General features: G+C 68.8%; 21 protein-coding genes and 2 pseudogenes. 9 read left to right on the top strand and 14 right to left on the bottom strand.

Going from position 1 to position 25203, the window contains the following annotated elements; genetic code table 11:
* Positions 1–17: 17 nt before the first annotated feature.
* From A5767_RS23700 to A5767_RS24145, 3 genes and pseudogenes are all read right to left on the bottom strand, one after another.
* A complete protein-coding gene (locus A5767_RS23700; RefSeq protein ID WP_138841422.1) occupies positions 18–278 on the bottom strand; it encodes a PDDEXK nuclease domain-containing protein in 261 nt (86 codons plus the stop codon).
* Positions 279–517: 239 nt separating this feature from the next.
* Positions 518–583 (bottom strand): annotated as a pseudogene (locus A5767_RS24150) (hypothetical protein); the annotation flags it as partial.
* Between the two features lie 35 nt (positions 584–618).
* Positions 619–798: a DUF1016 N-terminal domain-containing protein gene (locus A5767_RS24145; protein ID WP_235367226.1), complete on the bottom strand. Its 180-nt coding sequence runs from the start codon at positions 796–798 to the stop codon at positions 619–621.
* Between the two features lie 130 nt (positions 799–928).
* Between A5767_RS24145 and A5767_RS09865 the strand changes: the two genes are divergently transcribed.
* Positions 929–1507 carry a DUF2231 domain-containing protein gene (locus tag A5767_RS09865; RefSeq protein WP_033097936.1) on the top strand — a complete coding sequence of 193 codons (579 nt, stop codon included), beginning with the start codon at positions 929–931 and terminating at the stop codon, positions 1505–1507.
* 79 nt (positions 1508–1586) lie between these two features.
* Here the strand turns inward: A5767_RS09865 and A5767_RS09860 are convergent, their stop codons facing one another.
* The 8 genes from A5767_RS09860 to A5767_RS09825 form a co-directional block, all read right to left on the bottom strand.
* On the bottom strand, positions 1587–2006 hold the full coding sequence (locus tag A5767_RS09860; protein WP_006552495.1) for a RidA family protein: 420 nt from the start codon (positions 2004–2006) through the stop codon (positions 1587–1589).
* A gap of 28 nt (positions 2007–2034) precedes the next feature.
* Positions 2035–3633, bottom strand: coding sequence for a gamma-glutamyltransferase family protein (locus A5767_RS09855; protein WP_064852197.1), 1599 nt, complete (start codon positions 3631–3633; stop codon positions 2035–2037).
* On the bottom strand, positions 3630–3986 hold the full coding sequence (locus A5767_RS09850; RefSeq protein WP_006552493.1) for a Rieske (2Fe-2S) protein: 357 nt from the start codon (positions 3984–3986) through the stop codon (positions 3630–3632). The genes A5767_RS09855 and A5767_RS09850 overlap by 4 nt, the downstream gene beginning before the upstream one ends.
* A 39-nt stretch (positions 3987–4025) precedes the next feature.
* Positions 4026–5480, bottom strand: coding sequence for an aldehyde dehydrogenase family protein (locus A5767_RS09845; protein WP_064852196.1), 1455 nt, complete (start codon positions 5478–5480; stop codon positions 4026–4028).
* Positions 5477–6700 carry an NAD(P)/FAD-dependent oxidoreductase gene (locus A5767_RS09840; RefSeq protein WP_064852209.1) on the bottom strand — a complete coding sequence of 408 codons (1224 nt, stop codon included), beginning with the start codon at positions 6698–6700 and terminating at the stop codon, positions 5477–5479. The genes A5767_RS09845 and A5767_RS09840 overlap by 4 nt, the downstream gene beginning before the upstream one ends.
* On the bottom strand, positions 6697–7083 hold the full coding sequence (locus tag A5767_RS09835) for a Rieske (2Fe-2S) protein (protein WP_051121625.1): 387 nt from the start codon (positions 7081–7083) through the stop codon (positions 6697–6699). The genes A5767_RS09840 and A5767_RS09835 overlap by 4 nt, the downstream gene beginning before the upstream one ends.
* A gap of 84 nt (positions 7084–7167) precedes the next feature.
* On the bottom strand, positions 7168–7887 hold the full coding sequence (locus A5767_RS09830) for a TenA family transcriptional regulator (protein WP_064852195.1): 720 nt from the start codon (positions 7885–7887) through the stop codon (positions 7168–7170).
* 41 nt (positions 7888–7928) lie between these two features.
* The gene (locus A5767_RS09825; protein ID WP_006552488.1) at positions 7929–8378 is read right to left on the bottom strand and encodes a GlcG/HbpS family heme-binding protein; all 450 of its coding nucleotides are present in this window, start codon (positions 8376–8378) and stop codon (positions 7929–7931) included.
* A gap of 328 nt (positions 8379–8706) precedes the next feature.
* Here A5767_RS09825 and A5767_RS09820 point away from each other — a divergent pair, with 328 nt between their 5' ends.
* Complete coding sequence (locus A5767_RS09820; RefSeq protein ID WP_064852194.1) at positions 8707–10359, top strand: PucR family transcriptional regulator; 1653 nt, start codon at positions 8707–8709, stop codon at positions 10357–10359.
* Here the strand turns inward: A5767_RS09820 and A5767_RS09815 are convergent.
* The gene (locus A5767_RS09815; RefSeq protein ID WP_082937649.1) at positions 10346–11818 is read right to left on the bottom strand and encodes an MFS transporter; all 1473 of its coding nucleotides are present in this window, start codon (positions 11816–11818) and stop codon (positions 10346–10348) included. The two genes, A5767_RS09820 and A5767_RS09815, sit on opposite strands and share 14 nt — an antisense overlap.
* Before the next feature lie 326 nt (positions 11819–12144).
* Between A5767_RS09815 and A5767_RS09810 the strand changes: the two genes are divergently transcribed.
* Entirely contained in the window at positions 12145–13743 is a 1599-nt protein-coding gene (locus A5767_RS09810; protein ID WP_064852193.1) for a hypothetical protein, read from the top strand.
* A gap of 40 nt (positions 13744–13783) precedes the next feature.
* On the opposite strand, the gene A5767_RS09805 is transcribed toward A5767_RS09810, so the two are convergent.
* Positions 13784–15382, bottom strand: coding sequence for an FUSC family protein (locus A5767_RS09805; protein ID WP_033097930.1), 1599 nt, complete (start codon positions 15380–15382; stop codon positions 13784–13786).
* Between the two features lie 622 nt (positions 15383–16004).
* On the opposite strand from A5767_RS09805, the gene A5767_RS09800 reads away from it, so the two are divergent.
* The 3 genes from A5767_RS09800 to A5767_RS09790 all read left to right on the top strand — a co-directional run bounded on the left by A5767_RS09800 (position 16005) and on the right by A5767_RS09790 (position 19349).
* Positions 16005–16700 carry a hypothetical protein gene (locus tag A5767_RS09800; RefSeq protein WP_064852192.1) on the top strand — a complete coding sequence of 232 codons (696 nt, stop codon included), beginning with the start codon at positions 16005–16007 and terminating at the stop codon, positions 16698–16700.
* A 70-nt stretch (positions 16701–16770) separates the two neighbouring features.
* Complete coding sequence (locus A5767_RS09795) at positions 16771–18702, top strand: sensor histidine kinase (RefSeq protein WP_064852191.1); 1932 nt, start codon at positions 16771–16773, stop codon at positions 18700–18702.
* A complete protein-coding gene (locus A5767_RS09790; RefSeq protein ID WP_019290268.1) occupies positions 18699–19349 on the top strand; it encodes a response regulator in 651 nt (216 codons plus the stop codon). The genes A5767_RS09795 and A5767_RS09790 overlap by 4 nt, the downstream gene beginning before the upstream one ends.
* 8 nt (positions 19350–19357) lie before the next feature.
* On the opposite strand, the gene A5767_RS09785 is transcribed toward A5767_RS09790, so the two are convergent.
* The gene (locus A5767_RS09785; RefSeq protein ID WP_019290267.1) at positions 19358–20074 is read right to left on the bottom strand and encodes a GntR family transcriptional regulator; all 717 of its coding nucleotides are present in this window, start codon (positions 20072–20074) and stop codon (positions 19358–19360) included.
* Positions 20075–20090: 16 nt separating this feature from the next.
* Here A5767_RS09785 and A5767_RS09780 point away from each other — a divergent pair.
* The 3 genes and pseudogenes from A5767_RS09780 to A5767_RS09770 all read left to right on the top strand — a co-directional run.
* A pseudogene (locus A5767_RS09780) lies at positions 20091–21085 on the top strand (FAD-dependent oxidoreductase); the annotation flags it as partial.
* A gap of 591 nt (positions 21086–21676) precedes the next feature.
* Positions 21677–22891: an acetyl-CoA C-acetyltransferase gene (locus A5767_RS09775; protein ID WP_064852190.1), complete on the top strand. Its 1215-nt coding sequence runs from the start codon at positions 21677–21679 to the stop codon at positions 22889–22891.
* Between the two features lie 23 nt (positions 22892–22914).
* Positions 22915–25062: a 3-hydroxyacyl-CoA dehydrogenase NAD-binding domain-containing protein gene (locus A5767_RS09770; protein ID WP_197483228.1), complete on the top strand. Its 2148-nt coding sequence runs from the start codon at positions 22915–22917 to the stop codon at positions 25060–25062.
* Positions 25063–25203: the final 141 nt, after the last annotated feature.

Below are 25203 nucleotides of genomic sequence, written 5' to 3'. Positions count from 1 at the left end.
GTGGCCGACGAACGGTGTCAGGTCTGCAGATTGTCTCCGTCGGTGCGGTCCGTCGTGAGCTCGTCCCAGGTCGCATCGACCGCGTCGGCGAGTTCGCTGTCGGTAAGCACAAGTTCGCGGATGGGTTCGGGCAGGGTGTCGTAGGTGTAGTTCGCAACCGCCAAGGGAGCGGTCGTGCCCGCGAGCGAATAGCGCACCACGTGGTCGTTGCGACCCGCGCACAGCAGGATCCCGATGGTCGGTGCGTGCCGGTCCGCGACTCGCAGGTTCTCGTCCACCCAGGAGACGTAGAAACCGAGTTTGCCGGCGTACTCGGGCTCGCTTCGAGGTCTCGTTCCGCGGCCCGCTCGTCGAGATCGAGGAAATCGAAGATGTACGGGCCGCGGACGAGTTGCTGTGCGAGGTCGGAGTCCTGTGGAGGAAGATGGTCCGGAAAATTCGACGGCGCGGCACCTACACGGCGATGTAACTGCCCGACGATCTGATGAGTCAGAACGTGACGCGACCACCCGTGTTCTGCTGCGCGAGCTGCGTACCAGTCGCGAAGCTCTCGGTTGTCGAGCTTGTCGAGAAGGACCGTCACATGTCCCCATGGCAATTGTGCAACAGGCTGTTGCACTATTTCCTGGGCCAGGCGTCCGCGAAGGACCGCATGTAGAAGAGATTGCGGCGCGAGAGACCGCGCATGTGTGGAAACTCGGAGCGCAGGTCCCTGGCCAGTTGGTCGACGAACCTGTGCTTCGAGTTCGTCCAGGAATTGCGGATAGTCCTCGGGAAGCCGATGGTCTTCTCGGTCACGGCCACATGGTGCCCTCGGGATACGACAGAAATACGAATGCCGACGTCGTCATGGCCAGCGATCGAAGGGTGCCGTCGCATCGCGCTCACCCGGCGATTCGTATCTGTTGCCGACGGGTATCGCCTCATCATGAACCTGCACGAACTCCTGCGCGCCGTCGAATCGTTCGACGCTGTGGATCGGCCCGCCGAGCGCATCGCGCAGCGCATACGGCGAGTCCTCGACGGCTCCGTCGTCGACGACCTGCTCCGAGGTTCCTGGCTCGGACACCCCGTCCATCCGCTCCTCGTCACCGTCCCGATCGGGTCGTGGGTGTCCGCGGCGGCGTTGGACGCGCTGCCCGGGCAGCGCACCGCGTCCCGGCGACTCGTCGCGTTGGGACTGGGCGCGGCGGTCCCGACGATCGTCACCGGCTACACCGACTTCTCCACCCTGGAGGATGCCCCTCAGCGCAGGGTCGGTGCGGTGCACGCCGTGTCCAACGCGATCGGGGTGATCTGCATGGCGACGTCCTATCGCGCGCGACGTGCCCGCCACGACCGGGCGGGGACGATGTGGACTTTGATCGGTCTCGGCGCGGTCGGAGTCGGTGGCGCTCTCGGCGGTCACCTCTCCTACGCCCAGGGTGGCGGAGTGTATCGGTGGCAGCGACCGTCCGAGAGTGTCGATCTTGCAGCCGAACTCGAGGACATCGGCGCCAAGCGCTGAGCACTCGTCCCCGAGGTTCACAACCGAGAAACGAGGCTCACAACCCTGATGGTCGACCACCAGGATTGTGAACCTCCGTCTATCCGCACACGGCGGTCAGCGCGATCTCGAGCGGTGCCCCGCCGGGCAGGGTGTGGACGCCGACGGCGGTGCGCGCCGGTAGCGCATCCACACCGAGTTCGCGTTCGATCAGGTCCGACGCGCCGTCCGCGACCACCGACAGATCGACGAAACCGGGCGCGCTCGCGACGTAGACGACCATCTCGACCGGCCGGAACGACGTGCCCTCCGGCAGCGTCGCGCGGATCGCTGCCAACGCGTTGCCCACCGCGACGACCGCGGCGGCCCGGGCCTGTTCGACGGTGACCTCCGCGCCGACCCGTCCGGTGAGGATCAGCTCGCCGTCTCGCCGTGGGGTCATGCCCGCCGTGCGGACGGTGTCGCCGGCCAACACGGCCGGGACGTATCGCCCCTGCGGACGCGGTGCGACAGCGGTCACATCAGTGGACACCCATTGCGAAGCAATGTCAGAGGACACCCAGAGCCACCCCCTCCTGTCGTGGATCGCTGCCGCCGGAGAGCACCCCGCGGTCGTCGATCGAGATCACCTGCGCGCTGCCCTCGGCGTCGAGTGGTTCGAGCATCTCCACCCGGTGACCGAGCCGGCGCAGTTCGTCGCACACACCGTCGGCGACGTCGCCTTCGATCCGCAATGCGGTCGGTTCGCCGAGCACGTCGGCGTCCGATCCCGGGAAGACGGTGAAGCGCGGCGCCGAGACCGCCTCCTGGGGGTCGAGACCGTGGTCGAGCAGGTGCGACAGCAACTGCATGTTCCACTGCACCTGGCCGTCGCCGCCGGGCGTGTTGCCCACATGCCGCAGCTCGCCCGCCGAGTCGGTGACGATCCACGCGTTGAGTGTGTGCAGGGGCTTGCGGCGCGGCGCCACCTCGTTCGGATGCCCGTCGATCAGGTAGGCACCGCGACCGAGCCGGTTGTTGAGCACGATGCCGGTGCCGGGCACGGTGAGCTTCGCTCCGAAGGTGAACGCCAGCGAGTGGATGAACGACACCGCCCGCCCCTCGGAGTCCACGGCGACGAACGACGTCGTGTCCCCGGCGGAGACGGCGAACGCCTCGGCCGGTGCACGCCCGTCGATCCGTGCGCGACCGGCTGCGATGTTCGCGGGATCGAGCACCCGTGCGACCCCGTCGTTGTCCGACGAGCACCAGCGGAGCCTGTCTTCGAAGGCGACGGTGGCCGCGCGGGCCATCCGGTCGATCGATGCCGCGCCGAGCACAGGGTGGGTGCCGAGCGCGTCGTCGCACAGGGCGGCCTGGTGCAGCACCATCCATCCCGGTGTGGGGAGCGGGGTCTGGTGCACGACGTGACCGGCATAGCTGCCGGTGAGCGCCGCCTCCGCGTCCACTGACGCCCCGGCCTGCCATTCGTCGCCGCTGAACGGTGCTCCGCCCCCCTGCAGCGCAGCCACGCAGCGTTCGGCGAGCGTGCCGGTGTAGAACGATGCCGGATCCTCGGCCAGGGCACGGATCGTGCGGGCCAGATCGGGCTGGGGAAGCACGTCGCCGAGGCGCGGGACCCGGTCGCCCGGTGCGTACACCGAGGCGAGTCCGGCGTCGCCGCGGATCGCATGCAGAGCGGTCTGCACGTCGGTTCGGGTCTTCGCCGAGCACGGCAGGCCGCTCTCGGCGATCCGGGCTGCCGGCGCCCACAGCTCGGGCAGCGACCTGCTCGCTCCCCGCCGGTGCAGTGCCGCCAGCGCGGCGGGTGCGCCGGGAACGGCGACGGCGAGCGCCCCGTCGAGCGGGATCGTGTCGAGTCCCCGTGCCCGGTAGAAATCCGGTGTACCGCCGTCGGGTCCGTAACCGCTGCCGTTGACGGTCCACACCGACCCGTCGGGCTCGCGGACCACGGCGAACGCGTCGCCGCCGATGCCGCACTGCCCGGGCAGGGTCAGCCACGTGACCGCCGCCATCGCCAGGGCCGCGTCGACGGCGTTGCCACCGTCCTCGAGGACGCGGACCCCGGCGAGGCTCGCGAGCGGATGACTCGACGCGACCATGCCTCCGGTCGCGAGCGTCGCCGGTCGTGTCGCGCGCCGACTCATGCCGACCGCATCCGACGTCGACGGGGTCCTTCCGGCGGCTCGGCGGGGTCGATCCCGACGAAGATCTCGCCGTCGCGCTCCTCGCACGGATAGGTCTTGATGGGCTCGGTGGCCGGCGGGCAGATCGGCTCACCGGTCTCGAGGTCGAATGCGCTTCCGTGGCAGGAGCATCCGATGCCGTCCTGGACGAGCTTGCCGGACGACAGCAGGCAGTCGAGGTGTGAGCAGTAGTTGGACGTCGCGTACGCCTTGCCGTCCAGTCGGGAGATGGCGAACTCGTAGTCCTCGGCGTAGAACCGGCGGACGATGCCTTCGGGCACCTGCCCGGATCGGGCCACTCGCTTGAACTCCATGGTCTTTCCTCCAGGCTTGTCGAGGGTCGGTGTCGCCGGTCAGGCGTCGGGGGACAGGTAGACGGTCTTCTCGGACTGGTAGAACTGCATGAGCGTGGGGCCGGCCTGTTCCTTGAAGGTCTGCGTGCTCGACTGCTTGTAGCCGCCGAACGGCGCGTTCATGGCCATTCCCGTCGTGGGCTGGTTGACCTTCACGAGCCCGGTCCGCGACCCGGCGATGAAACGCTGTGCAGCGGACAGACTCCGGGTGACGACCGAGGCGCTGAGCCCGAAGGCGGTGTCATTCGCCAGAGCCAGGGCCTCGTCGAAGGAGCCGGCGCGCTGGAAGGCCAGGACCGGGCCGAAGATCTCGTCGGTGAGCAGGCGCATCCCCGGGGCGGTGTCTGCGAACACTGTGGGCCGCACGAAGAATCCGTCTCGCAGCGCGTCGTCCTCGCATCGCACGCCGCCGCACACGAGCCGTGCGCCTTCGTCCGTGCCGATGGTGACGTACTCGAGGAACTTGTCGAGCTGACCGCGACCCGCGAGCGGGCCGACATCGACGGCGGCACCCGAACCTGGTCCCACCCGCAGTGCGAGGGTGCGTTCGGCGACCTTCTCGAGCAACTCGTCGTGGATTGCGTCGACGGCGACGACCCGGCTGGTGCCGGTGCACGCCTGGCCCGACAATCCGAAGGCGCCCTTGACGATCAGCGCGGCCGCGGCGTCGAGGTCGGCGTCGTCCAGGACAACGACGGGGTTCTTGCCGCCCATCTCCAGCTGCACGCGCCGGTCGGGGCCGACGCTGCGGTGGATGGCGCGTCCGACCTCGGTGGACCCGGTGAAGGTCACGGCCGCGACCCGTTCGTCGCCGGACACGGCCGCACCGGCCTTGCCGTCGCCCTGGACGAGTGCGATCGCGCCCGCCGGCAGACCGCCGGCGAGTAGGGCCTCGACGAGTCGCTGTCCCATCAGTGGGGTGATCTCGGACGGCTTGAACAGCACCGTGTTGCCGGCGGCGAGCGCGGGCCCGAGCTTGCGGGAGGGGATGTTGAGGGGGAAGTTCCACGGCGTGATCGCACCGACGATCCCGATCGGTTCGCGCACGGTGTAGATGGTCGTGGAGCCCGGTGCCGGGAAGGTCGCACCGGTGGCGCGCAGTGCCTCACCTGCGTAGAAGCGCAGGTTCATGGGGGTGCGAGTCACCTCCATCGACGCCTCGGCGCGGGTCTTGCCCTCTTCGCGGATCAGTTCGTCGACGAGTTCGGCCGAGTGTGCGGCGAGGTGGTCGGCGGCTGCTTCGAGGATCGCGGCGCGGCGTTCGGGCGGGGCGGCGGCCCATTCGGGCGCGGCCTTGTCGAGAGCATCGACGGCGTTGCGGACGTCGATGGCGTCGGAGTCCGGGAAGGTGCCGATCAGATCGGTCTCGTCGGCGGGGTTGCGGCGTTCGAAGACCGCGCCGGAGGCGGCCGGTACCCAGTTGCCGTCGATGTGGTTCAGTCCGGTGATCGTCATGCGGGCTCGACCTCCTCGTACATCTCCCACAGATCGGTGTCCTCGTCGGCGAGCAGCGCTGCGTCGACCCTGCGGCCGATGAGTTCGCGGGCCGCCATGATGTCCTCGCCGCGGTCCATCGCGAAGGCAGCGGTCAGAACGTCGCCGGCGAGGTAGAAGACCGAGAACTCTCCGCTGTCGGTGTCACCGCGGACGGCGAGTTCGGTTGTTCCGGAAGATGATCCGGCGAATTGGATGTTGGTGTCGTACTGATCGGACCAGAACCAGTGCGGGTCGTCGGAGAGCGACTGCCGCCCGACGATCGCGTCGGCGACGACCGCGGCTTGGCGGTTCGCGTTGTCGAAGTGTTCGACGCGCACGTGCCGGCCTTCGCGCGGAGAGAACCGCTTCGCGACATCGCCTGCCGCGTAGATGTTCTCGACCGAGGTGCGCCCGGTGGCGTCGACCACGATCCCGCCGTCGACGGCGAGTCCGCTCGCCGCCGCGATGTCGGTGTTGGGGACGATGCCGATGCCGACGACCACGGCGTCGGCCTCGACGATCCCGGTGGTGGTCTCGATCCGCACGCCATCATCGGAGGTGGTCACCGAGGCGACGCCCGTGCCGGCGCGCAGGTCGACACCGTTGCGGTGGTGCAGTTCGGCGCAGTGCCGGCCGACCTGCTCGCCGAGGATGCCTCCGAGGAGGTGTTCGGCCTGTTCGAGGACCGTCACCGTCACGCCGAGAGATCTTGCGGTCGCCGCGATCTCGAGTCCGATGAAGCCGCCGCCGACGATCGCGAGACTCGAACCCGGGGTCAGGCGGGCTGCGAGGGCGGTCGCGTCGTCGAGGGTGCGCAGGTAGTGGACGAGATCGGGCCGGGATCCGGTGGTGGTGAGGGTGCGGGGGCGTCCGCCCGTGGCGAGGACGATCGCGTCGGCGGCGATCTCGCCGCCGTCGAACTCGACGGTGCGGGTCGCGGTGTCGATGCGCTGAACCGACACACCCGTTCGGATGTCGATGTCGTTGGCGTCGAGCCATTTCCGGGTCATCAGTGCGAGGGAGTCGACTCCTTCGCGGCCTGCGAGGAATTCCTTCGACAGGGGTGGGCGCTGGTAGGGGGCGTGCTGCTCGTCGCCGAGCAGCACGATGCGTCCGTCGAAGCCGCGGCGGCGCAGGGTGCGTGCGGCGACGGCGGCGACCTGGCCGGCGCCCACTGTGACTACGGTGCGAACGGTCATGCCGAGCACTCCTTTCCGGATGCGGCCGGTGCCGGACGCGGGGTGGGGTCGACGAGGACGGTCTCGTCGCGCACGAGGACGGGATAGACCGGCTGGCAGAGGTCCTGGTCCTCTTCGTATCCGGTCTCGAGATCGAAGCGCCACTGGTGGCCGGGGCAGATGACCCGGCCGTGCAGGAGCGTGCCCTTCGCGAGCGAACGGTCCTGGTGGATGCACAGGTCGGCGAAGGCGTAGATGCGGTCGTTCGCATGGAACAGTGCGATCGCGAGGCCGTCGACCTCCACGCGGAGTTTGCGGCGGCGGGTCACCTCTTTCACCGTGGCGACGGCGACCCAGGTCGGGGACTCCGCGGCGGTGTCGGTGCCGGCGGTCCCGCTGCCCATGATTTCGGTGGACATGCTTCTCCTTCGCTCGTGTGCGAGACCGGGAGCGGAAGCCGCGAGCGACTTCCGCTCCCGCGCATCGGATCAGGCGGACGCCAGCTCCAGATCGGGGGCGACGTACGCGTCGTACAGGCCCTTCGTGTACGAGAAACGCATCTCCGCTCCCCAGCGAACGAGCTGCAGGCAGCGCTGCTGCAGCTGCGGGGTGTCGGCGCAGTCGAGGACGATCTGGTAGCCGCGCTCACCGTGCACCACGTCCGAGGTGATGTGCAGGTCGAAGAACTCGATCTCGTCCTCGGTGAAGCCGTACACCTCGCGGAGCGGGACGATCTGCTTCTTGTAGATGCTCGGCACCTGCGATTCGAGGCCCACGACCAGGGCCGCGGTGGCGACGACGAAGTGTTCGCGCTGCGACACCGCGTAGCACCAGGCCTGCAGTCCGCGGGTGACCGCGTTCATGTTGTTCGGATCCTCGACGCGCTCCTTGGTGGTGCCGCACGCCTCGGCGAACTTGATGAGCAGGTCGGTGTGCCGGATGTCGGCCAGCTCCTCCTCGTACATGTTCTGGAGGGTGAAGTCCTTGGCGTCGGTGAAGTGATCGGGGGTGTTGGAGTAGATGTTCGCCAGGTAGTCGGCGAAGGGGCCGACGTAGTGGTAGTGGTTCTCGGCCCACCGGGCGAAGTGGTGCTTCTCGAGCTTGCCCTCGGCCCACGCCTTGCTGAACGATGCGTTCTTCGCTTCGCGTCCCTTGATGGCGTCTTCGAGTGCGGCGCGGAATTCGTCGCGTCCGAGCAGTTCGGTCATGATGATGCCTTTCGATGAGGAGGTCGTGCGGGGGGATGTGATCAGGCGTTGATCGCGGAGGTCAGGGCTTCGAATTCGGCGATCATGGCGGCGCCGACCGCCTTGTCCTGCTCGCCGTTGCCGCCGCTGATGCCGACGGCGCCGACGATCTGTCCGTCGTAGACGAGGGGGAAGCCGCCGACGAAGATCGCGAACTTCCCGGGGAGCATGTGGCTGATGCCGAACGCTTCGTTGCCGGGGAGTGCGGGTCCGTTGGGACCCTCGTTGAACAGGTGGGTGGCGCGCTCGTGGCCGGCGGCGGTGAACGCCTTCGCCATGGCGATCTCGACGCCGGTGAGGCGGGCGCCGGGAAGCCGGTGCAGAGCAATGACGTTCGCGCTCTCGTCGCAGACGCAGAGGGTCTGCTTCACGCCGATCTCCTCGGCCTTCGCGCGGCCGGCGGCCAGCAGGGGGAGTGCGTCGTCGAGGGTGATGCGGTGGATTCGATGCATTGGTCTCCACTTTCGGAGTCGGGTCGGAGAGTCGGACGATTCCTGGTCCGCGTCGGGATCCGTGTGCGTCCCGCCGATGTCGCGTCGCTGAAGTGTCGGCGGGTGCCGGAGCGGTGGAGCGGTGTGTCCGGCGTGGCTCATTTCTAACAGGGCCGTGCGCCGATGGGGACAGTCAGGATCACCGTCGTTTTCGGGATTCGGTGTACACAGTGCACATGCGTCTGGGACGCATGACTCTGGTATCTGGTGTAGAAAGTGCACACCGCCACGGTGTCGACGGGCCCACCCCCTCACAGCCCGCCGATGCTCCCGATGGAAGCAGGTCCCCATGGAATCGAGCCCGCGTCTGACAGTCCGAGGGCTGCTCGACGAACCGCTCATGGAGGGCGCCCGGGTCGTGGATCGGGAGGCCGATCTCGACCGGGCGCTCACCTGGGTGCTGCCGTTCGGCGAGGTCGTCGGCCGATTCGATGATCTCACCGGCGTCGCCGTGTACATGCGGCCGGAGGCACTGGCCGACAGCGCGCACGCCCTGTCCGCGCTCGCGGCCCGCGACGCGGCGGCCCTGGTCGTCGACGGCGCGGTGCCCGCCGGAATGTCCTGGCCGGCAGGACTGGTGGTGATCGAACTCGACCTGCCCGTCGGATTCGCGGCACTCAACCGGTTGCTCGCCGAGCGGTCGCTGATGCAGGAAGTGCACGTCATGCGCTATTCCGCGCACGTGCACTCGACGCTCGCCGGTCTGCTGCACCGCGGCGCGGGACTGACCCTGCTCGTCAAGGAGGTCTCGGCGCTCGCACAGCATCCGGCGATCGCACTCGATGCACGTGGTCAGGCCGTCGCCTTCCACGGCGTGGATGCCGTTCGGGCGGAAGAGATCTCGGAGCTACTGCACAAGCAGCTGTCGACGGTGACGGCCGCGGAACGTCACGCCCCCCACGACACCCGCGTGCTGGAGGAGGTCGTCGGAGGCACACCCTGGACGTGCACGGCCAGCACCATCCGGCTCGGCAAACGGTTCGAGGGCTGGGTGGTCGTGCTCGCCTCGGGCGCGTCTCCCGGACCGCACGAGCTGGCCCAGCACGCGGTCGTCACCGAACAGGCGACGGCGATCATCGGATCGGAGATGCTGCGGCAACGCAGTGTCGACGAGGCCGAGGAACGGGCCCGCGGCGATTTCGTGCAGGCGCTGGTGCACGGCAGTTTCACCAGCCAGCACGACATGCAGGCGCGCGCCGAGTACCACGACATCGATCTCACCTCGTCGTTCGCGGTCTTCGTCGCGCCCGGTTACGGGGAGAACCCGGCCGGTCCGGGTGGCGACGAATCCGGTGGACTGTTGCGGTTGGCCCGGTACGCCGCGAGCGTCCTGCCCCACCCGTCGGTGCGCTCGTATGTCACGGTGATCGGCGACGTCCTGGTGGTGGTGCGGTCGCTCCGCTACCGCGACCCGAGCGACGTCGAACTCGAGATCGCCGAATACGCCGACGCGGTGTCGCAGGACCTGTCCCGCCGGCGCGTGCGTCCGGTGCCCGTCGCCCACGGCGCTCCGGCCGTCGGCGCGGACCAGATCCGGGAGAGCTACCGGCAGGCCCGCGTGGCGCTCGGCATCGGGCAGCGGCTCGGGATGTCGGGTTCGGTGGCCTACCGCGACCTGCGGGGTTACGGTGTGCTCGAGCTGGTCGCCGAGACCGATCGCAGCCGCAGATTCGTCGGCGACGTATTCGGGACGCTCAAGCCCGGCACCGACCTGTACGACACCCTGCTGGCCTATCTCGCGGCCGGCGGGAACGTCAACGCGGCGGCGCGGGAGCTGTCGGTCCACCGCAACACGATGCTGTCGAAGCTGGACCGGATCTCCCGTGCGATGGGGATGGACGTCCGGCTGCCGGAGAACCAGTTCACGGCCTGGCTCGCCGTCCGCCTCGAGCTTCTCGACCGGTTGCGCACCTCGGTCGAGAACGAGATCAACTACCGCTGAGAGCGGTCGACTCGGAGCCGGTCGGTGCGTGATCCTCGGGGTCGGCCCCCAGGAACGACGCGGCGAACCCCGCGCACACGACCACGGCGCACACCGCGAAGAGCGGTCCGACCGTCCACGAACCGAGCGCGACGGTCACCCACGCGGCCCCGACGGCGGAGCCGCCGAAGCGGATCAGGTTGAACACCCCCAGGCCCGTCCCGCGCTCGCCCGCCGGGGACCGCGTCGAGCCGGCCGCCGCGGGGGTCTGCACGGCGGCGATGCCGGCACCGGTGATCGCCAGGACGGTCGCGACGAGCCACAGCCGCGGTTCGTCCGCCGAGAGGACGACGGCAAGCGCGATCTGACCGACGAGCAGCACCACCAGTCCCGCCCGCAACATGCGCCGTCCGCCGACGCGATCGACAGTGCGGCCGACCACCGGTGCGAGGACCGCCATGACTGCGGGCAGTGCGAACAGGATCGCCCCGGCCGTGGCCGTCGACGCGCCCGTCGCGTGCAACCGCAGCGGCACCGCCAGCAGAGCGGCGCCCAGGCAGAACATCTGCGCGAAGGCGGCGGCCGCGCTCCGCGCGAATCTGCTCTCGACCAACAGTCGGACGTCGACGAACGGCACGTCCGCGCGTAAGCAGTGCACGACGAAACCGACCAGTACGACGATCGAGACCGCCAGGGCGATCCCCGCGACGGACGTGGGAACACCTGCTTGTCCGAACATGCTCAGTCCCAGCACGACTCCGGCGGAACCGAGGGTCAGTGCGATCGCACCGGGCACGTCGAGGGTCATCCGGCGGCCGGGGAAGATCGGGATCCAGCGCAACGTCCCGGCAAGACCGATCAGTGCAATCGGGATCATCGGGACGAATACCCATCGCCAACCCCAATGTCCCGCAACGAAACCGCCGAGGGTGGGGCCGATGGCCTGACCGAGTCCGTTCACGGTGGCCCACGCGCCCACCGCGCGTGCGCGTCGATGCGCGCCGAACAGCCACGCGATCAACCCCATGACAGCAGGCGCGAATGCAGCCGCCGCGACTCCGCCGAGGGCGCGCCAGACCACGAGGATCTCGAGGGTCGGCGCCGTCGCCGCTCCGGCCGCACAGATCGCGGTGCCGAGCAGGGCACCGCAGTAGACGCGACGCCGACCGTATCGGTCACCGATGTACCCTGCAAGGGGCATTGTCGCAGCAAAAGTGAGAAGGAAGCCGACGGCCAGGAGTGCGCCGTCTTCGAGGCTCGCGTCGAAGTCGGAAAGTATCTGTGGCAGTGGGACATTGATGATGTTGTTGCTCAATGTCCCGACGAGGGTTCCGGCGAGCAGGGCGGACAGGGCCAGGGGAGTGCCCGTATCCGTCTCGGCTGCCGGCGCTGCCGGTGTATCGGTGCGAGTGGTCATCGAACTCTCCGGAACCTCGGGGAACTGCGCGGCACGGTTCGTACCGTCGAACCACTTTCGCACTGCGCTACCGTCGGATGCATCGCCATCGCGGAGTGAAGGTGCACATCGGATCCGCGTGAGCCGGTGCAGGGTGCATATTCGACGACGTCGTGAGGGCGGCGCGGGGCGCGCGACACATGTTCGTAGCAATATTTCACACCGGAGCGCTTCGTCGTCACGAAATCGCAAAAGTGGAACACAGTGCACAACTAGCGTGGCGGGCACTGTGCACCGTTCTCGTTGACCGAGCACGGGCCGTAGCGGAAAGTTCCCCCAATACATCGAGTTCCCATTCACCGTCCACGAACACAGCCCGACTCGTTCCACCCCCTGTCGAAGGAATCGCCTTGGACGTACAACTCACCGCCGCGCACTGGGTCTACCTGGCCGGCATCCTCGTCATCCTGGCCACCATGGCCCTGCGGAAGAACATCGTCGTTCCTGCAGTCGTCGCAACCTTCCTGACCGCACTGACGTTCTCCGGCAGCATCGTCACGGGACTGTCGGCCATCTTCAATGCGAGCCTCGTCGCGGCGAAGGAACTGTTCAACATCTTCCTCATCATCGCGATGGTCACGGCCATGCTCGGCGCGCTGCGCCAGCTCGGCGCCGACCGGATGATGGTCGCGCCGTTCCGGCGGGTCATGCGTGCGGGCACCAGCAGCTTCCTCGTCCTCGCCGCGGTCACCTACGTGATCTCCCTGTTCTTCTGGCCCACCCCGGCCGTGCCCCTCGTCGGCGCGGTGCTCATCCCCGTCGCGATCCGCGCGGGCATGTCCCCGCTGTCGGTGGGCATGGTCATCGCGATCTGCGGCCAGGGCATGGCGCTGTCCTCGGACTACATCATCAAGGTGGCGCCCGGTATCTCCGCATCGGCGGCCGGCGTCGAGGCCGACGCCGTGGCGGACAAAGCCATGGTCCTGTCCCTGATCGTCGGCGGCACGGCTCTGCTGATCACCTACCTCGTGCAGAAGCGGCATTGGCGTGCACCGTCCCCCGACCTCCTCGTCGAGTGGGAGGCCGCAGCCGACCGCGGCATCGGTGACACAGCCGACCGCGGCATCGGCGAGACCCGTGACGACTCCTCGGGCGACGGGGGTGGCTCCCGTCCTCCGCGTCGGCCGGAACCCGCCGGTGGCCCCAGCGGCGGCGGAGAGCAGGCGGCGACGGCCACGGCGGTGCTCGTGGCGCCGTCCGACCCGATCGCCGACCCCGACTCCGCGGCGGAGAAGGAACGCCGCGGTACCGCGAAGGCGTTCGCGATGCTCGTGCCGCTCGCCTACCTCGCGTTCATCGTCTACTTGATGCTGGGCAAGTTCACCGAGGTCGTGCCGCCACTGCAGGGTGGTGACGCCGCCGCGATCGTGGGTGGGATCGCAGCGCTGATCCTGTTCGCCGCCGCAGCGTCGACCGACCGCGGAGGTTTCCTCGAGACCACCTCGGACCATCTCGTCGACGGCCTGGTCTTCGCCTTCAAGGCCATGGGCTGCGTCCTCCCGATCGCCGGCTTCTTCTTCATCGGCAATCCGGAGTTCGCGGGACCGATCCTCGGCATCTCCGCCGACGCCGCAGGCCCGGCTATCCTGTTCGACCTCGTGACCACGGTGCAGTCGCACCTTCCGCAGAACGCCTTCATCACGTCCTTCGGCATCCTGCTCATCGGCCTCGTCGCCGGGCTCGACGGGTCCGGATTCAGCGGACTGCCCCTCACCGGTGCGCTGTCGGGTGCTCTCGGACCGGCCGTCGACGTCGACCCCTCGACGCTCGCGGCGATCGGTCAGATGGGCAACATCTGGGCCGGTGGCGGCGTCATCATCGCCTGGTCCTCGCTGGTCGCGGTGGCCGGTTTCGCCCGGGTGCCCGTGCTCGATCTCGCTCGCAAGTGCTTCCTGCCGGTGATGGCGGGGCTGATCCTCTCGACCGTCTTCGCAGTCCTGGTGTTCTGACGACGGCGCGTATTCCGACGGAAGCGACCGGGTCCCTGCTTCAGGGGCCCGGTCGTTCCGGGAGGGTCAGGATCCGGTAGCCGAGTTCGTGGAGACGGCGGTGCTCGATCCAGCGTTCCCGGGTCCACGCCGGCTCGGTGTGCGCGGCGATGACGGCCGCGGTGGTGGAGGCGTGGAGGTCGAACTCGAGGTCGCGGCGCAGTTCGGGCAGCTCGCGGACGTCCGTCGACGCGGCGATCCTCGTGACGGCGTCGCGGACGCGGCCGTCGGCGAAGTCGAGGACGCGACGGTGGGCCCGGGGAAGTACGCCCCACAGCACCGCGAGCGCGACGAGGACGCCGACAACGGTCTCGAGGAAGCGGTCGCGCGCGACCGTCACCAGATCGCCGGGGGCACCCAACCCGCCGAGGACGACGACGAGTGGGGTGATGAAGACCATCGCCAGGCCGTAGTTCCGCACCAGGAACATTTCCGTGCCGGCCATCACCGCGGCCAGCACCACGACGAGGGCGACACCACCGGGATGGAAAGGCGTCAGGCAGGCCACCAGGACGAGTCCGAGCACGGTGCCGAGGAAGCGGTGCGCCGCCCGGTAGGAGCCGAGGATCCGATCCGGTCCCTGATGCAGGATCATCGCGGCCGTGATGACCGCCCAGTCGGGACGTCCGACGCCCAGCGCGATGGCGATCGTCCCGGCGAGAGGTCCCGCGACGAGCAGGCGCACCGCGATCGTCGCCGACCGGCTGCGCAGGTGCGCGGCGCGCGCGAGGCGGTACCGCACGGAGGGGCGTCGCAGCGGGGTCCGCAGTCGCAGATCGTCCTCGGGAACTGCCTCGTCCCGCGGACGCTCGTCCAGTGTCTCCGCGCATCGGAGGTGCGCCGCGCGCAGCGTCTGCTCCAGCGGATGCCCCGAATCGATGAGTCCGGCGTCGTGCAGGCACTGCCAGGCCGCGTGCAGATCGTGGACCGCGGCGCGGCGATTGCCGGGTGAGTTCTCCTCGAAGACCGCGTCGACGGCAGCGACCGCCGCGGCCACGGCGGTGCGTTCCGGGGTTCGCGGCCGGAACGGGGCACCGGACATGGAGGCCACGACGGCCGTTCCGGCGCCGATCGCGGTCCACGCCGAGACCGTCGGGACGGACACTCCCAGCGCGGGGAGAGCGGATGCGATCTCGAGGGACAGCAACATCAGGAAGGCGCCGGGCGCACCCATCCGCAGGGCGTCGACGACGAAGGCGCACACCGCGACGGTCGCGGTCATCGCCGCGACGACCACCAGGTACCACCACGCCGACCCGCCCGCGGCCAGTTCGTGGTGGACGACCGAACCTGCGAGGGCACCGATCGTCGCCAGTGTCACGAGCACCGTCCCGATGACGGCGACCGCTCGGGCACGGACGCGATAGGGGCGTTGCTCGCCGTAGACGACGGCGAAAGCGCCGAGTGTGGCGATGGCGGAGACGGCGCCGAATCCGAGAGCGACGCCCACGAGACCGGGCACCGCGACCGTGGCGGCTGCGCGCGCGGCGCCGGGCCACCGGCGTCCTTGCCGGGGAACCGACAGCATCGCCGTCCGCAACGGGGCGGGGGTGGGCAGCGGAAGGTCGACGACCCGATGATCTCCGCTCGCTTCCGCCACGTCGTACCACCCTAGGAACCGACGGGGCACTGCTTACCGCCGGCAGGCGCACATGAGGCGCAGGTCACTGGGCTGATCCGCCGTACTTCCCACGAAATATCCGACCCGGAATTCCGCGGCGTGCGAATTACGAACGTATCGAATTCGCCGGTGGAAAATGCGTCGACTCGCATACTTCTCGTAAATAGGATAGAAGAGGGGAGCGCCTGTTTCGAAGTCGGGAGAAATTCACCCGGCCCCGTGAAAGGACATTCCATGGCACTCAATGTTGTGTTGTTGTTACTGGTACTGGCTGCGGCCTTCGCGTCCGTCGCCGCTCTTCATTCGGCGGACGAGCGCCGCACCCGAAATCCCTGAGTGAATTCGGGGCGACGCGGATCCGGCAGCCCACGGAAATATCCGCGTCGGCATCCTCGGTCGTGGGGGGGGTTGTGTGCGTTTCCGTCGGGAGAATCGCACACAACCTCCCCTCGGTTGTGGTAGGTGCACGACGTCTGCCCGACGAGGGACGCCGGCGGCGATCCCGGAAGGTCGGGACAGTCGTCCCTTCCACCCGGGACATCGGGCACCGGATCGTTCCTTTACGACGCGCAGGGCGTCGCATCGATCCGAAGGGACCTTCATGAACACTCTCGGCACCGAGACCGAACCCCTCGCGCCGATCGCTCCCGATCGTCGTGGCCTCGGTTCGCTCTGGGCGTGGACGGGTGCGGTCGCCGGCCTCGCCGGCGTCGTGGGCATCCAGGCGAGCATGGCGATGAGCGCGGCATACAACGAGCGCACCGCCGGCAACGCGGTGGCGATCATGACCGAGTTCGCCGGGCAGCGCACGCCCATGCTCGTCATGCACCTGACGCTGATGGTGTCGACGACGCTGCTGCTCGTCTTCGCCGCCGGACTGCAGCGCCGACTGCGCGCAGGCACTCCGGAATTCAGCCTCGTGCCGACGGTCGCGGCATTCGGTCTCGTGCTCACCTCGGTCGCGACCCTCATGGGCACCGGACTCGACACCGAGTTGCTGTTCGGCCTCGGCAACACCGATCAGATGGTGCCCGAGGTGGCGGTCTTCGCCTCGCATTGGATGGGCACCATCCCATGGCTGTGGGTCGGTGCCGGTGTCAGCGGCGTCGCGGTCGCGGTCGCGGTCCTGCATCACCGCGCGGCGCCCCGGTGGATCGGTTGGGCGAGCATCGTTCTCGGTGGTCTGACACTGCTCCTCGGCATCTCCCCACTGCAGTACATGGCCGGCTTCACCGGCCCGGTGTGGGTGCTGGTGGCCGGAGTCGGCTTCGCCCTCGCGGACCGGCGTGCACGTTAGTGCCACTGCGAGCGGCCCAGCGGCGTATACCTGCCGCGTCAAGGACACGGCGGTGCATACTCACCGCACCATGAAGGACACCGTCACGACGACCGGATCGGCGGGTACCGGGGCTCCGGTACCCGCCGCAGTCGTGGCCGTCGTCTCCTGGCTGCTCGCCGTGGCGGCCGTCGTCGTGTTCGTCGCGGCACGGCCCGCGCTCGATTCCGACCAGCTGTTCTTCCTCGTCGACGTCGTCGGAGCCGCCGTCTACGGGACGGTCGCCGGGGTGATCCTCGCCCGCCGGATCCACGCCGTGCCGATCCTGCTGGCCGTCGCGTCGATCGGCGTCGGTGTGGCAGCGATGTCCTACAGCTGGACCCAGCTCGCCCTCGTCCGCCCCGAACTGCCCGTCGGATTCCTCGGTCCGCTGCAGAACACCACCTGGATCCCCGGGACACTCGCGTTGTTCCTGGTGGTGCCGTGGCTCGTCCGCGACCGCCCGGCCGATCCCGCGGTGCGGGCCGGGATCGGCGTCGGTGTCCTGACGATCGCCTGGTTCTTCTGGGCGCGCACCTTCACCGACATCGCCGACATCTGGTTCGTCGGACCCGTTGTGGCCGTGGGTTTCCTGACCTCCGGGCACGTCGAGTGGCGTCGCCGTCACGCCTCGGCGGGCGAACGATCCGGGACGGGATGGCTCGCGCTCGGCAGTGCCCTGATGACAGCCTCGTACATCCCGTTGGCGGTCCCGGACGTGCCGTGGATGCTCACACCGCTGCTCCACCTCGCGACGCAGGCCTTCTATCCCGTCGCGATCCTTGCCGTCGTGCTGCGCCAACGACTCTGGGGCATCGACCTCGCGGTGGGTCGCGCCGCGCTCGCCGGCAGTCTCACCGCCGTGCTCGTCACCTCCTATCTCGCGGTGACGGTCGCGGTGTCGCTGGTGCTCCCGAACGAATCGGTCTTCGCCCAGGCGGTCGCCGCCACCGCCGTCGCCCTGGCCGTGCAGCCGGTGCGGATGTGGCTCGGCCGGAAGGTGCACCGCCTCGTCTACGGCGACGGCGTCGACCCGGCACGCGCCGTCCGGATCCTCGGGCGGCACTTCGCCGGTGCCGATTCGCCCGACCTGCTGTTGGGCGAACTCGCCGCCGGAATCGGCACCGCACTGCGTCTCGAATCGGTCGAGGTGCGCCGCGGCGGCGACGTGATCGCACGCTGGGGGACCGCGACCGGACCCGTCGAGGAGGTTCCGGTCGGTAACGGCGACGCCGCCCTCGCCGTCACCGCACCTCCGGGCGAATCGCTCGGGGCACGCAGCCGGCGGGCGCTCACCGAACTCGCGACCGTCGTCGACGCCGGGCTCGTCGTACTGCGGTCGGCGGAGGACCTCGAAAACGCGCGTCGCCGCCTCACCGAGGTGAGACTCGAGGAACGCCGCACCATCCGCCGCGAACTGCACGACGGTCTCGGCCCGTCGCTCGCCGGGGTGCGGCTCGGCCTGCAGGGCGCACGCAATCTCGTCACCACCGACCCGGACGCCGCGGCCGGACTCGTCGACGAGCTGCTCCGCGAACTCGATCGGCAAGTCGACGGTGTCCGCGAGCTCTCGCGCAGTCTGCTGCCCCCGGTTCTCGACGAACTCGGCCTCACCGCCGCACTCGATGAACTCGTGATCACCCACGCCCGCGCGGGATTCCGCGTCGACCTGCGGTCCGACCTCCCCGCCGGGATGTCCGGGCCGATCGCGTGGGCCGCCTACGGCATCGCCTCCGAGGCGGTCATCAACGCGCGACGGCATTCCGGTGCCGACGAATGCACGGTGCGGGTCGCGGCGGAGGGCGACGTGCTGGCCCTCGACATCGTCGACGACGGACGAGGACTCGCGACCGACGCACGAATCGGTGTGGGGACGCAGAGCATGCGGGAACGGGCCCGGGAGGTCGGCGGAACGGTGGGCATCGAACCCGGCGACCCGTGCGGTGTCGTGGTGCGGGCGCGGCTACCCTGGTCCGAATCATGAGCGACAACGGAGCGATACGCGTTGCGGTCGTCGACGACCATCCCGTCTTCCGCCTCGGTATGGCGGCACTGCTGGGCACTCTCGACGGGATCGACGTCGTGTGCCAGGCGAGTTCGGTGGGGGAGGCCCTCGAGGTCGTGACCGGCGATGTCGACGTCGTGCTCATGGACATCGAACTCGGCGACGGATCGGGGATCGACGCGGCCCGCAGCATCCTCCGGAAGTCGCCGGGCACCCGCATCCTGATGGTCACGATGCACGAGGACGAGGACATCCTCATCGCCTCCATCCGTGCCGGTGCCTCGGGTTATCTCGTCAAAGGGGCCGATCCGTCGGGGGTCGAACGGGCGATCCGGGCCGTGGCCGACGGTGAGATGATCGTCGGTGCGGCGGTCGCGGCGAAAGCCCTTGCGGCGGTCGCGACCTCCCGCAACACGTCGGCGGTCTTCCCGTATCTGACCGGACGGGAGCGGGAGATCCTCGACCTCGTGGCCCGCGGACTCGACAACGCCGCGATCTCCCGCCGACTCGTGCTCAGCCAGAAGACGGTGCGCAACCACGTGTCCAACATCCTCGGCAAGATCGGTGCAGCCGACCGGGCGAGCGCGATCGTCCGTGCGCGGGAAGCAGGCCTGGGCGTCGACTGACCTGCTGCTCAGGGAGTGACGGTCGTGACGAACGACATCCGGTCGCCGCGGTAGAGCGACCGGCGATGCTCGATCGGGACGTCGTTCTCGTCGTAGGAGATCCGCTCGAGCAGCAGCATCGGTGTGCGGGTGTCGGCGTCGAGCAGCGCCGCCTCGCGCGCATCCGGCAGCGTGGTCTCGATCCGCTCGACCGCCCGCGCGAACGTGATCCCGTAGGAACGGATCGCGGCGTACAGCGACGACGACGGATCGAGCGTCCGGCGCAGATCCGGAAAGCGGTGTGCGGGAAGGCGCGTGCGTTCGAGTCCGACATGCACTCCGTCGGCGAGCAGGACACGTTCGAGTTCGAGGACGGGATCGCCGGGTTCGAGACCGAGGCGGCAGGCCAGTTCGTCGTCGGCGACGAGGTCGGTCCACGCGACGAGCACACGCCCAGCGCTGCGCCCTTCGAGCAGGGCGGCTTCGGTATAGGAACCGATGACGAGGGGCTGGACGATCTTCGGGCCGGCGACGACGGTGCTGCGGCCCCGCCGTTCGATGCGGCCGTCGACGAGCAGTTCTCGCAGTGCCTGGCGGACGGTTTCGCGGGCGACGTCGAACCGGGTGGCGAGATCGCGTTCGGAGGGGACCTGATCTCCCACGCTGAGCTGGTCGAGGAGGCACTCGACCTGGCGGCGCACGATCTGGTGCTTGAGAGTGCGCGCTTCGCGAACGACGGTGGCCACACATCCAGCGTAACCGAATTCCGGTCTATACCAACTGTTTCACCGGGAGTTCGACGAACCGGCCCTAACCCTGCGGTCCCGCGAGCTGTGGGAGGACCTCGGCGCCCGCGTTCCCGACGTCGGTTTCCGCGCGAACGGTTCGCTGACGCTGCCGCGCACCGCCGCCGAGGTCGCCGTCGCGGAGGAAGCGGTCGCACGCGACGACGCGCAGCGACGGGGATTCGCCCTGCTCGATGCGGACGAGACGCGCCGCCGTAACCCCGCGCTACGCGGTAACTTCCTCGCGGCACTGCAATGCAGCACGGACGCTGCCGTCGAATCCCGCATCGCGCTCCCGGCGATCCGGCAACATCTCGCCATCTCGGGCCGCTACCGGTTCCTGCTGTCCACAGAGGCCCGGGACGTCTCCCGCACGGCCCGCGGGACCGTGCAGGTGCGCGACGACCACGGCACCGTGCACGAGACCGACCTCGTTCTCGTCTGTCCCGGCGCGACACTCGGTGGCCTCGCCCGCGACCTGCCATTGCGCAGGGTCCGGCTGCAGATGATGCAGACCGCACCGCTCGGCGAAGACCTCACCACGTCGATCGCCGACGGCGACAGCCTGCGCTACTACCCGGGATTCGCCGGTACCGCCCTCGACGAGCTCACCGCCTCCGAGGAGCAACGACCCGTCGCCGCGCAGCATCGCATGCAGTTGCTGTGCGTCCAGCGTCTGCACGGCGGCCTCACCGCCGGCGACACCCACGCCTACGACGAACCGTTCGACTTCGACGTCGACGAAGAACCCTACGACCACCTCGTCGCAGTGACGGAGGAGTTCCTCGGCCGCCGACTGCCGCGCGTCGTCCGGCGCTGGGCCGGGGTGTACAGCCAGTGCATCGACCCCACGCGCTCGTGCACCGCGCGGAGGCCGACGAAGACGTATGGGTCGTCGCCGGCCCGGGTGGCCGCGGTATGACCCTCGGCCTCTATCTCGGCGAGGAGACCGCCGACCTGCTCGGCCTCTGACATCCCGGAACCGGACGCCCCGATTCGTCGACCAGGGCGACGTCGCCGCCGCCCCCGGCACGGGCACCGGCAAGGCGATCACGCAGCTGCGTGAGGCCGGCGTGAAAGTCGTACTCACCACAGGATTCAGCCGATCCACCCAGGTCAGGCTGCTCGATGTACTCGGCTGGCACGACCTCGCTCTCACACCCGCCGGCGCCGGTCGCGGATGCCCCTACCCCGACATGATCCTCACCGCCCTGCTGCGCACGGGTACCGACGACGTCCGTCTCGACTTCTCGGGTTCGGCGGATGCGATCGCGTCGCTGGTGTCGCGCCTCGATGTGGGCGGGCGCCTCGTGCTCGCGGGCTCGTCGGCACCCCCGTCCCCCTCGATGCGCTGCGAGAAGTCCTGTATGCGGCGCCGCGCCTGCGGGCGGCGGTGGTCCCGTAAGGGGTTTGCGGACGTTCGGTTCGGTCACGGACACCGATCGCTTCGGTCCTTACGGCCGAGGGGTGCCCGCTTCTATCGTAGGAGAGGTTGGGCACGGCGGCCCTCTGCAGGGCCGTGGGTGCTGTCGCTCCGCAAGCACGGGAAGGAACCTGCGCACTGTGACCACCGAGGCATTCATCTATGAAGCCATCCGAACACCACGCGGCCGAGGCAAGAAGACGGGCTCTTTGCACTCCGTCAAGCCGATCTCCCTGGTTACGGGCCTGATCGACGAGCTGCGTGTTCGATTCCCCGATCTCGACGAGAACCGTATCTCCGACCTGATCCTCGGTGTCGTCAGCCCCGTCGGCGATCAGGGTGCCGACATCGCCCGCACCGCTGTCACCATCGCGAACCTGCCGGCCACCACGGGCGGCGTGCAGATCAACCGGTTCTGCGCGTCGGGCCTCGAGGCCGTCAACATGGCTGCGCAGAAGGTCCGCTCCGGCTGGGACGAGCTCGTTCTCGCCGGCGGCGTCGAGTCCATGTCGCGTGTCTCCATGGGCTCCGACGGTGGCGCGTGGATGCTCGATCCCGCCACCAACTACGACAGCTACCTGGTTCCCCAGGGCATCTCCGCCGATCTCATCGCGACCATCGAGGGCTTCACCCGCGAGGACGTCGACGCCTACGCACTGCGTTCGCAGCAGCTCGCGGCGGCAGCCTGGTCGGGCGGCTACTTCTCCAAGTCGGTCGTGCCGGTCAAGGACCAGAACGGCCTGACCATCCTCGATCAGGACGAGCACATGCGTCCGGACACGACCCTCGAGGGTCTGGCCAAGCTGCAGCCGTCGTTCGCGACCATCGGTGAGATGGGCGGCTTCGACGCCGTGGCGCAGCAGAAGTACCACTTCGTCGAGAAGATCGATCACGTCCACCACGGCGGCAACAGCTCGGGCATCGTCGACGGCGCGGCACTCGTGCTCGTCGGTTCCGAGCAGGCCGGCAAGGACCTCGGTCTGACCCCGCGTGCCCGCGTCGTCGCCACGGCCACCTCCGGTGCCGACTCGACGATCATGCTCACCGGCCCCACGCCGGCCGCGCACAAGGCTCTCGCTTCGGCGGGCCTGACGGTCGACGACATCGACCTGTTCGAGATCAACGAGGCGTTCGCCTCCGTCGTCCTGAAGTTCCAGAAGGACCTGAACATCCCGGACGAGAAGCTCAACGTCAACGGCGGCGCCATCGCGATGGGCCACCCGCTCGGCGCCACCGGCGCCATGATCACCGGCACCATGATCGACGAGCTCGAGCGCCGCGGAGCCAAGCGCGCCCTCGTCACCCTGTGCATCGGTGGCGGCATGGGTGTGGCCACCATCATCGAGCGCGTCTGACACCGGAAGGAATTCGAAAAACAGTGAGCGACAACATGATTTCCTGGGATAAGGACGCCGACGGCATCGTTGTGCTGACACTCGACGATCCGAACCAGGGCGCCAACACGATGAACGAGCTGTACAAGGCGTCGATGAAGGCCACCGTCGACCGTTTGTACGAGGAGCAGGACTCCATCACCGGTGTGGTGATCACCTCCGCGAAGAAGACCTTCTTCGCCGGCGGCGACCTGCGCAACATCATCGCAATCGGCCCCGACGACGCGCAGGTCGCGTTCGACGAGGTTCAGGGCATCAAGGCCGACCTGCGTCGTCTCGAGACCCTCGGTAAGCCCGTCGTCGCCGCCATCAACGGCGCGGCTCTCGGTGGCGGCCTCGAAATCGCCCTCGCGACGCATCGCCGCATCGCTGCCGATGTCAAGGGCGTGCAGATCGGTCTGCCCGAGGTCAGCCTCGGCCTGCTCCCCGGTGGCGGTGGCATCACCCGCACCGTGCGCCTGCTCGGCATCCAGACGGCGCTGCTCTCGGTTCTGCTGCAGGGCAACAAGTACAACGCGGTCAAGGCCAAGGAGATCGGCCTGGTCCACGACGTCGTGGGTAGCGTCGAGGAACTCGTTCCGGCCGCCAAGGAATGGATCAAGGCCAACCCCGAGGGCGGCATCCAGCCGTGGGATGTCAAGGGCTACAAGATCCCCGGCGGCACCCCTTCCAGCCCGGCCCTCGCCGCGAACCTTCCGGCCTTCCCCGCGAACCTGCGCAAGCAGATCAAGGGCGCCCCGATGCCGGCTCCGCGCGCCATCATGGCCGCCGCCGTCGAGGGCTCGCAGGTGGACTTCGACAATGCGTCGACCATCGAGTCGCGGTACTTCGTCGAACTCGCCACCGGCCAGGTCGCGAAGAACATGATCCAGGCGTTCTTCTTCGACATGCAGTCCATCAACTCGGGCGCTTCGCGTCCTAAGGACGTGCCGAAGCGCGAGATCAAGAAGGTCGGCGTTCTCGGCGCGGGCATGATGGGCGCCGGCATCGCCTACGTCTCCGCCAAGGCCGGTTTCGACGTCGTCCTCAAGGACGTCACCCTCGAGGCCGCCGAACGTGGCAAGAACTACTCGGAGAAGATCGAGGCCAAGGCCCTCTCGCGTGGCAAGACCACCGAGGAGAAGTCGAAGGCTCTGCTCGACCGCATCACGCCGACGGCCGACCCCGCCGACTTCGCGGGCGTCGACTTCGTCATCGAGGCCGTGTTCGAGAACACCGAGCTCAAGCACAAGGTGTTCCAGGAGATCGAAGACATCGTCGATCCCGACGCGCTGCTCGGCTCGAACACCTCGACGCTGCCCATCACCGGTCTCGCGACCGGCGTCAAGCGTCCCGAGGACTTCATCGGTATCCACTTCTTCTCGCCGGTCGACAAGATGCCGCTGGTCGAGATCATCAAGGGTGAGAAGACCTCCGACGAGGCCCTGGCCCGCGTGTTCGACTACACGCTCGCGATCCGCAAGACTCCGATCGTCGTCAACGACAGTCGCGGCTTCTTCACCTCGCGTGTGATCGGCACCTTCGTCAACGAGGCCATCGCCATGCTCGGCGAGGGCATCGAGCCCGCGACCATCGAGCAGGCCGGTTCGCAGGCGGGTTACCCGGCTCCGCCGCTGCAGCTGACCGACGAGCTGAACATGAAGCTCATGCAGAAGATCGCGAAGGAATCCGAGGAGGCCGCCAAGCAGGGCGACACCAAGCTCGGCACCACGCGTCATCCCGCACTCGACGTGGTCGACTGGATGGTCGAGCAGGGTCGTCCGGGTCGTCTCGAGAAGGCCGGCTTCTACGAGTACGACGAGAACGGCAAGCGTCAGGGCATCTGGCAGGGTGTGCGCGATCACTTCAAGACCGAGGCGACCCTCGATGTGCCGCTGCAGGATCTGATCGACCGCATGCTCTTCGCCGAGGCGATCGAGACCCAGAAGTGCTTCGACGAGGGTGTTCTCGAGACCACCGCCGACGCCAACATCGGCTCGATCTTCGGCATCGGCTTCCCGGCCTGGACCGGTGGTGTCGCTCAGTACATCGTCGGCTACCCGGGTGGCAAGGAAGGCTTCGTCAAGCGCGCCGAGGAACTCGCCGCCAAGTACGGCGAGCGCTTCAACCCGCCGGCGTCGCTGCGCAGCTGACGCACACGACGGTTGCACGGAAGGGGGGCCCCCCCCCCCGCGGGGGGGGGCCCGGGCCGTGGGGCGGGGGTGTTTTTTGGGCGCGGGGGGGGGGGGGGGGGCCCCCCCCCGGGGGCGCGGCGGGGGCGGGGGGTTGTGGGT

It is taken from the genome of Rhodococcus sp. 852002-51564_SCH6189132-a (genome assembly GCF_001665495.1).
In the GTDB taxonomy this organism is placed as follows: Bacteria; Actinomycetota; Actinomycetes; order Mycobacteriales; family Mycobacteriaceae; genus Rhodococcus; species Rhodococcus pyridinivorans.
Note: the sequence above shows the minus strand (reverse complement) of the source record. Positions and strands in the feature narration are given on the sequence as shown.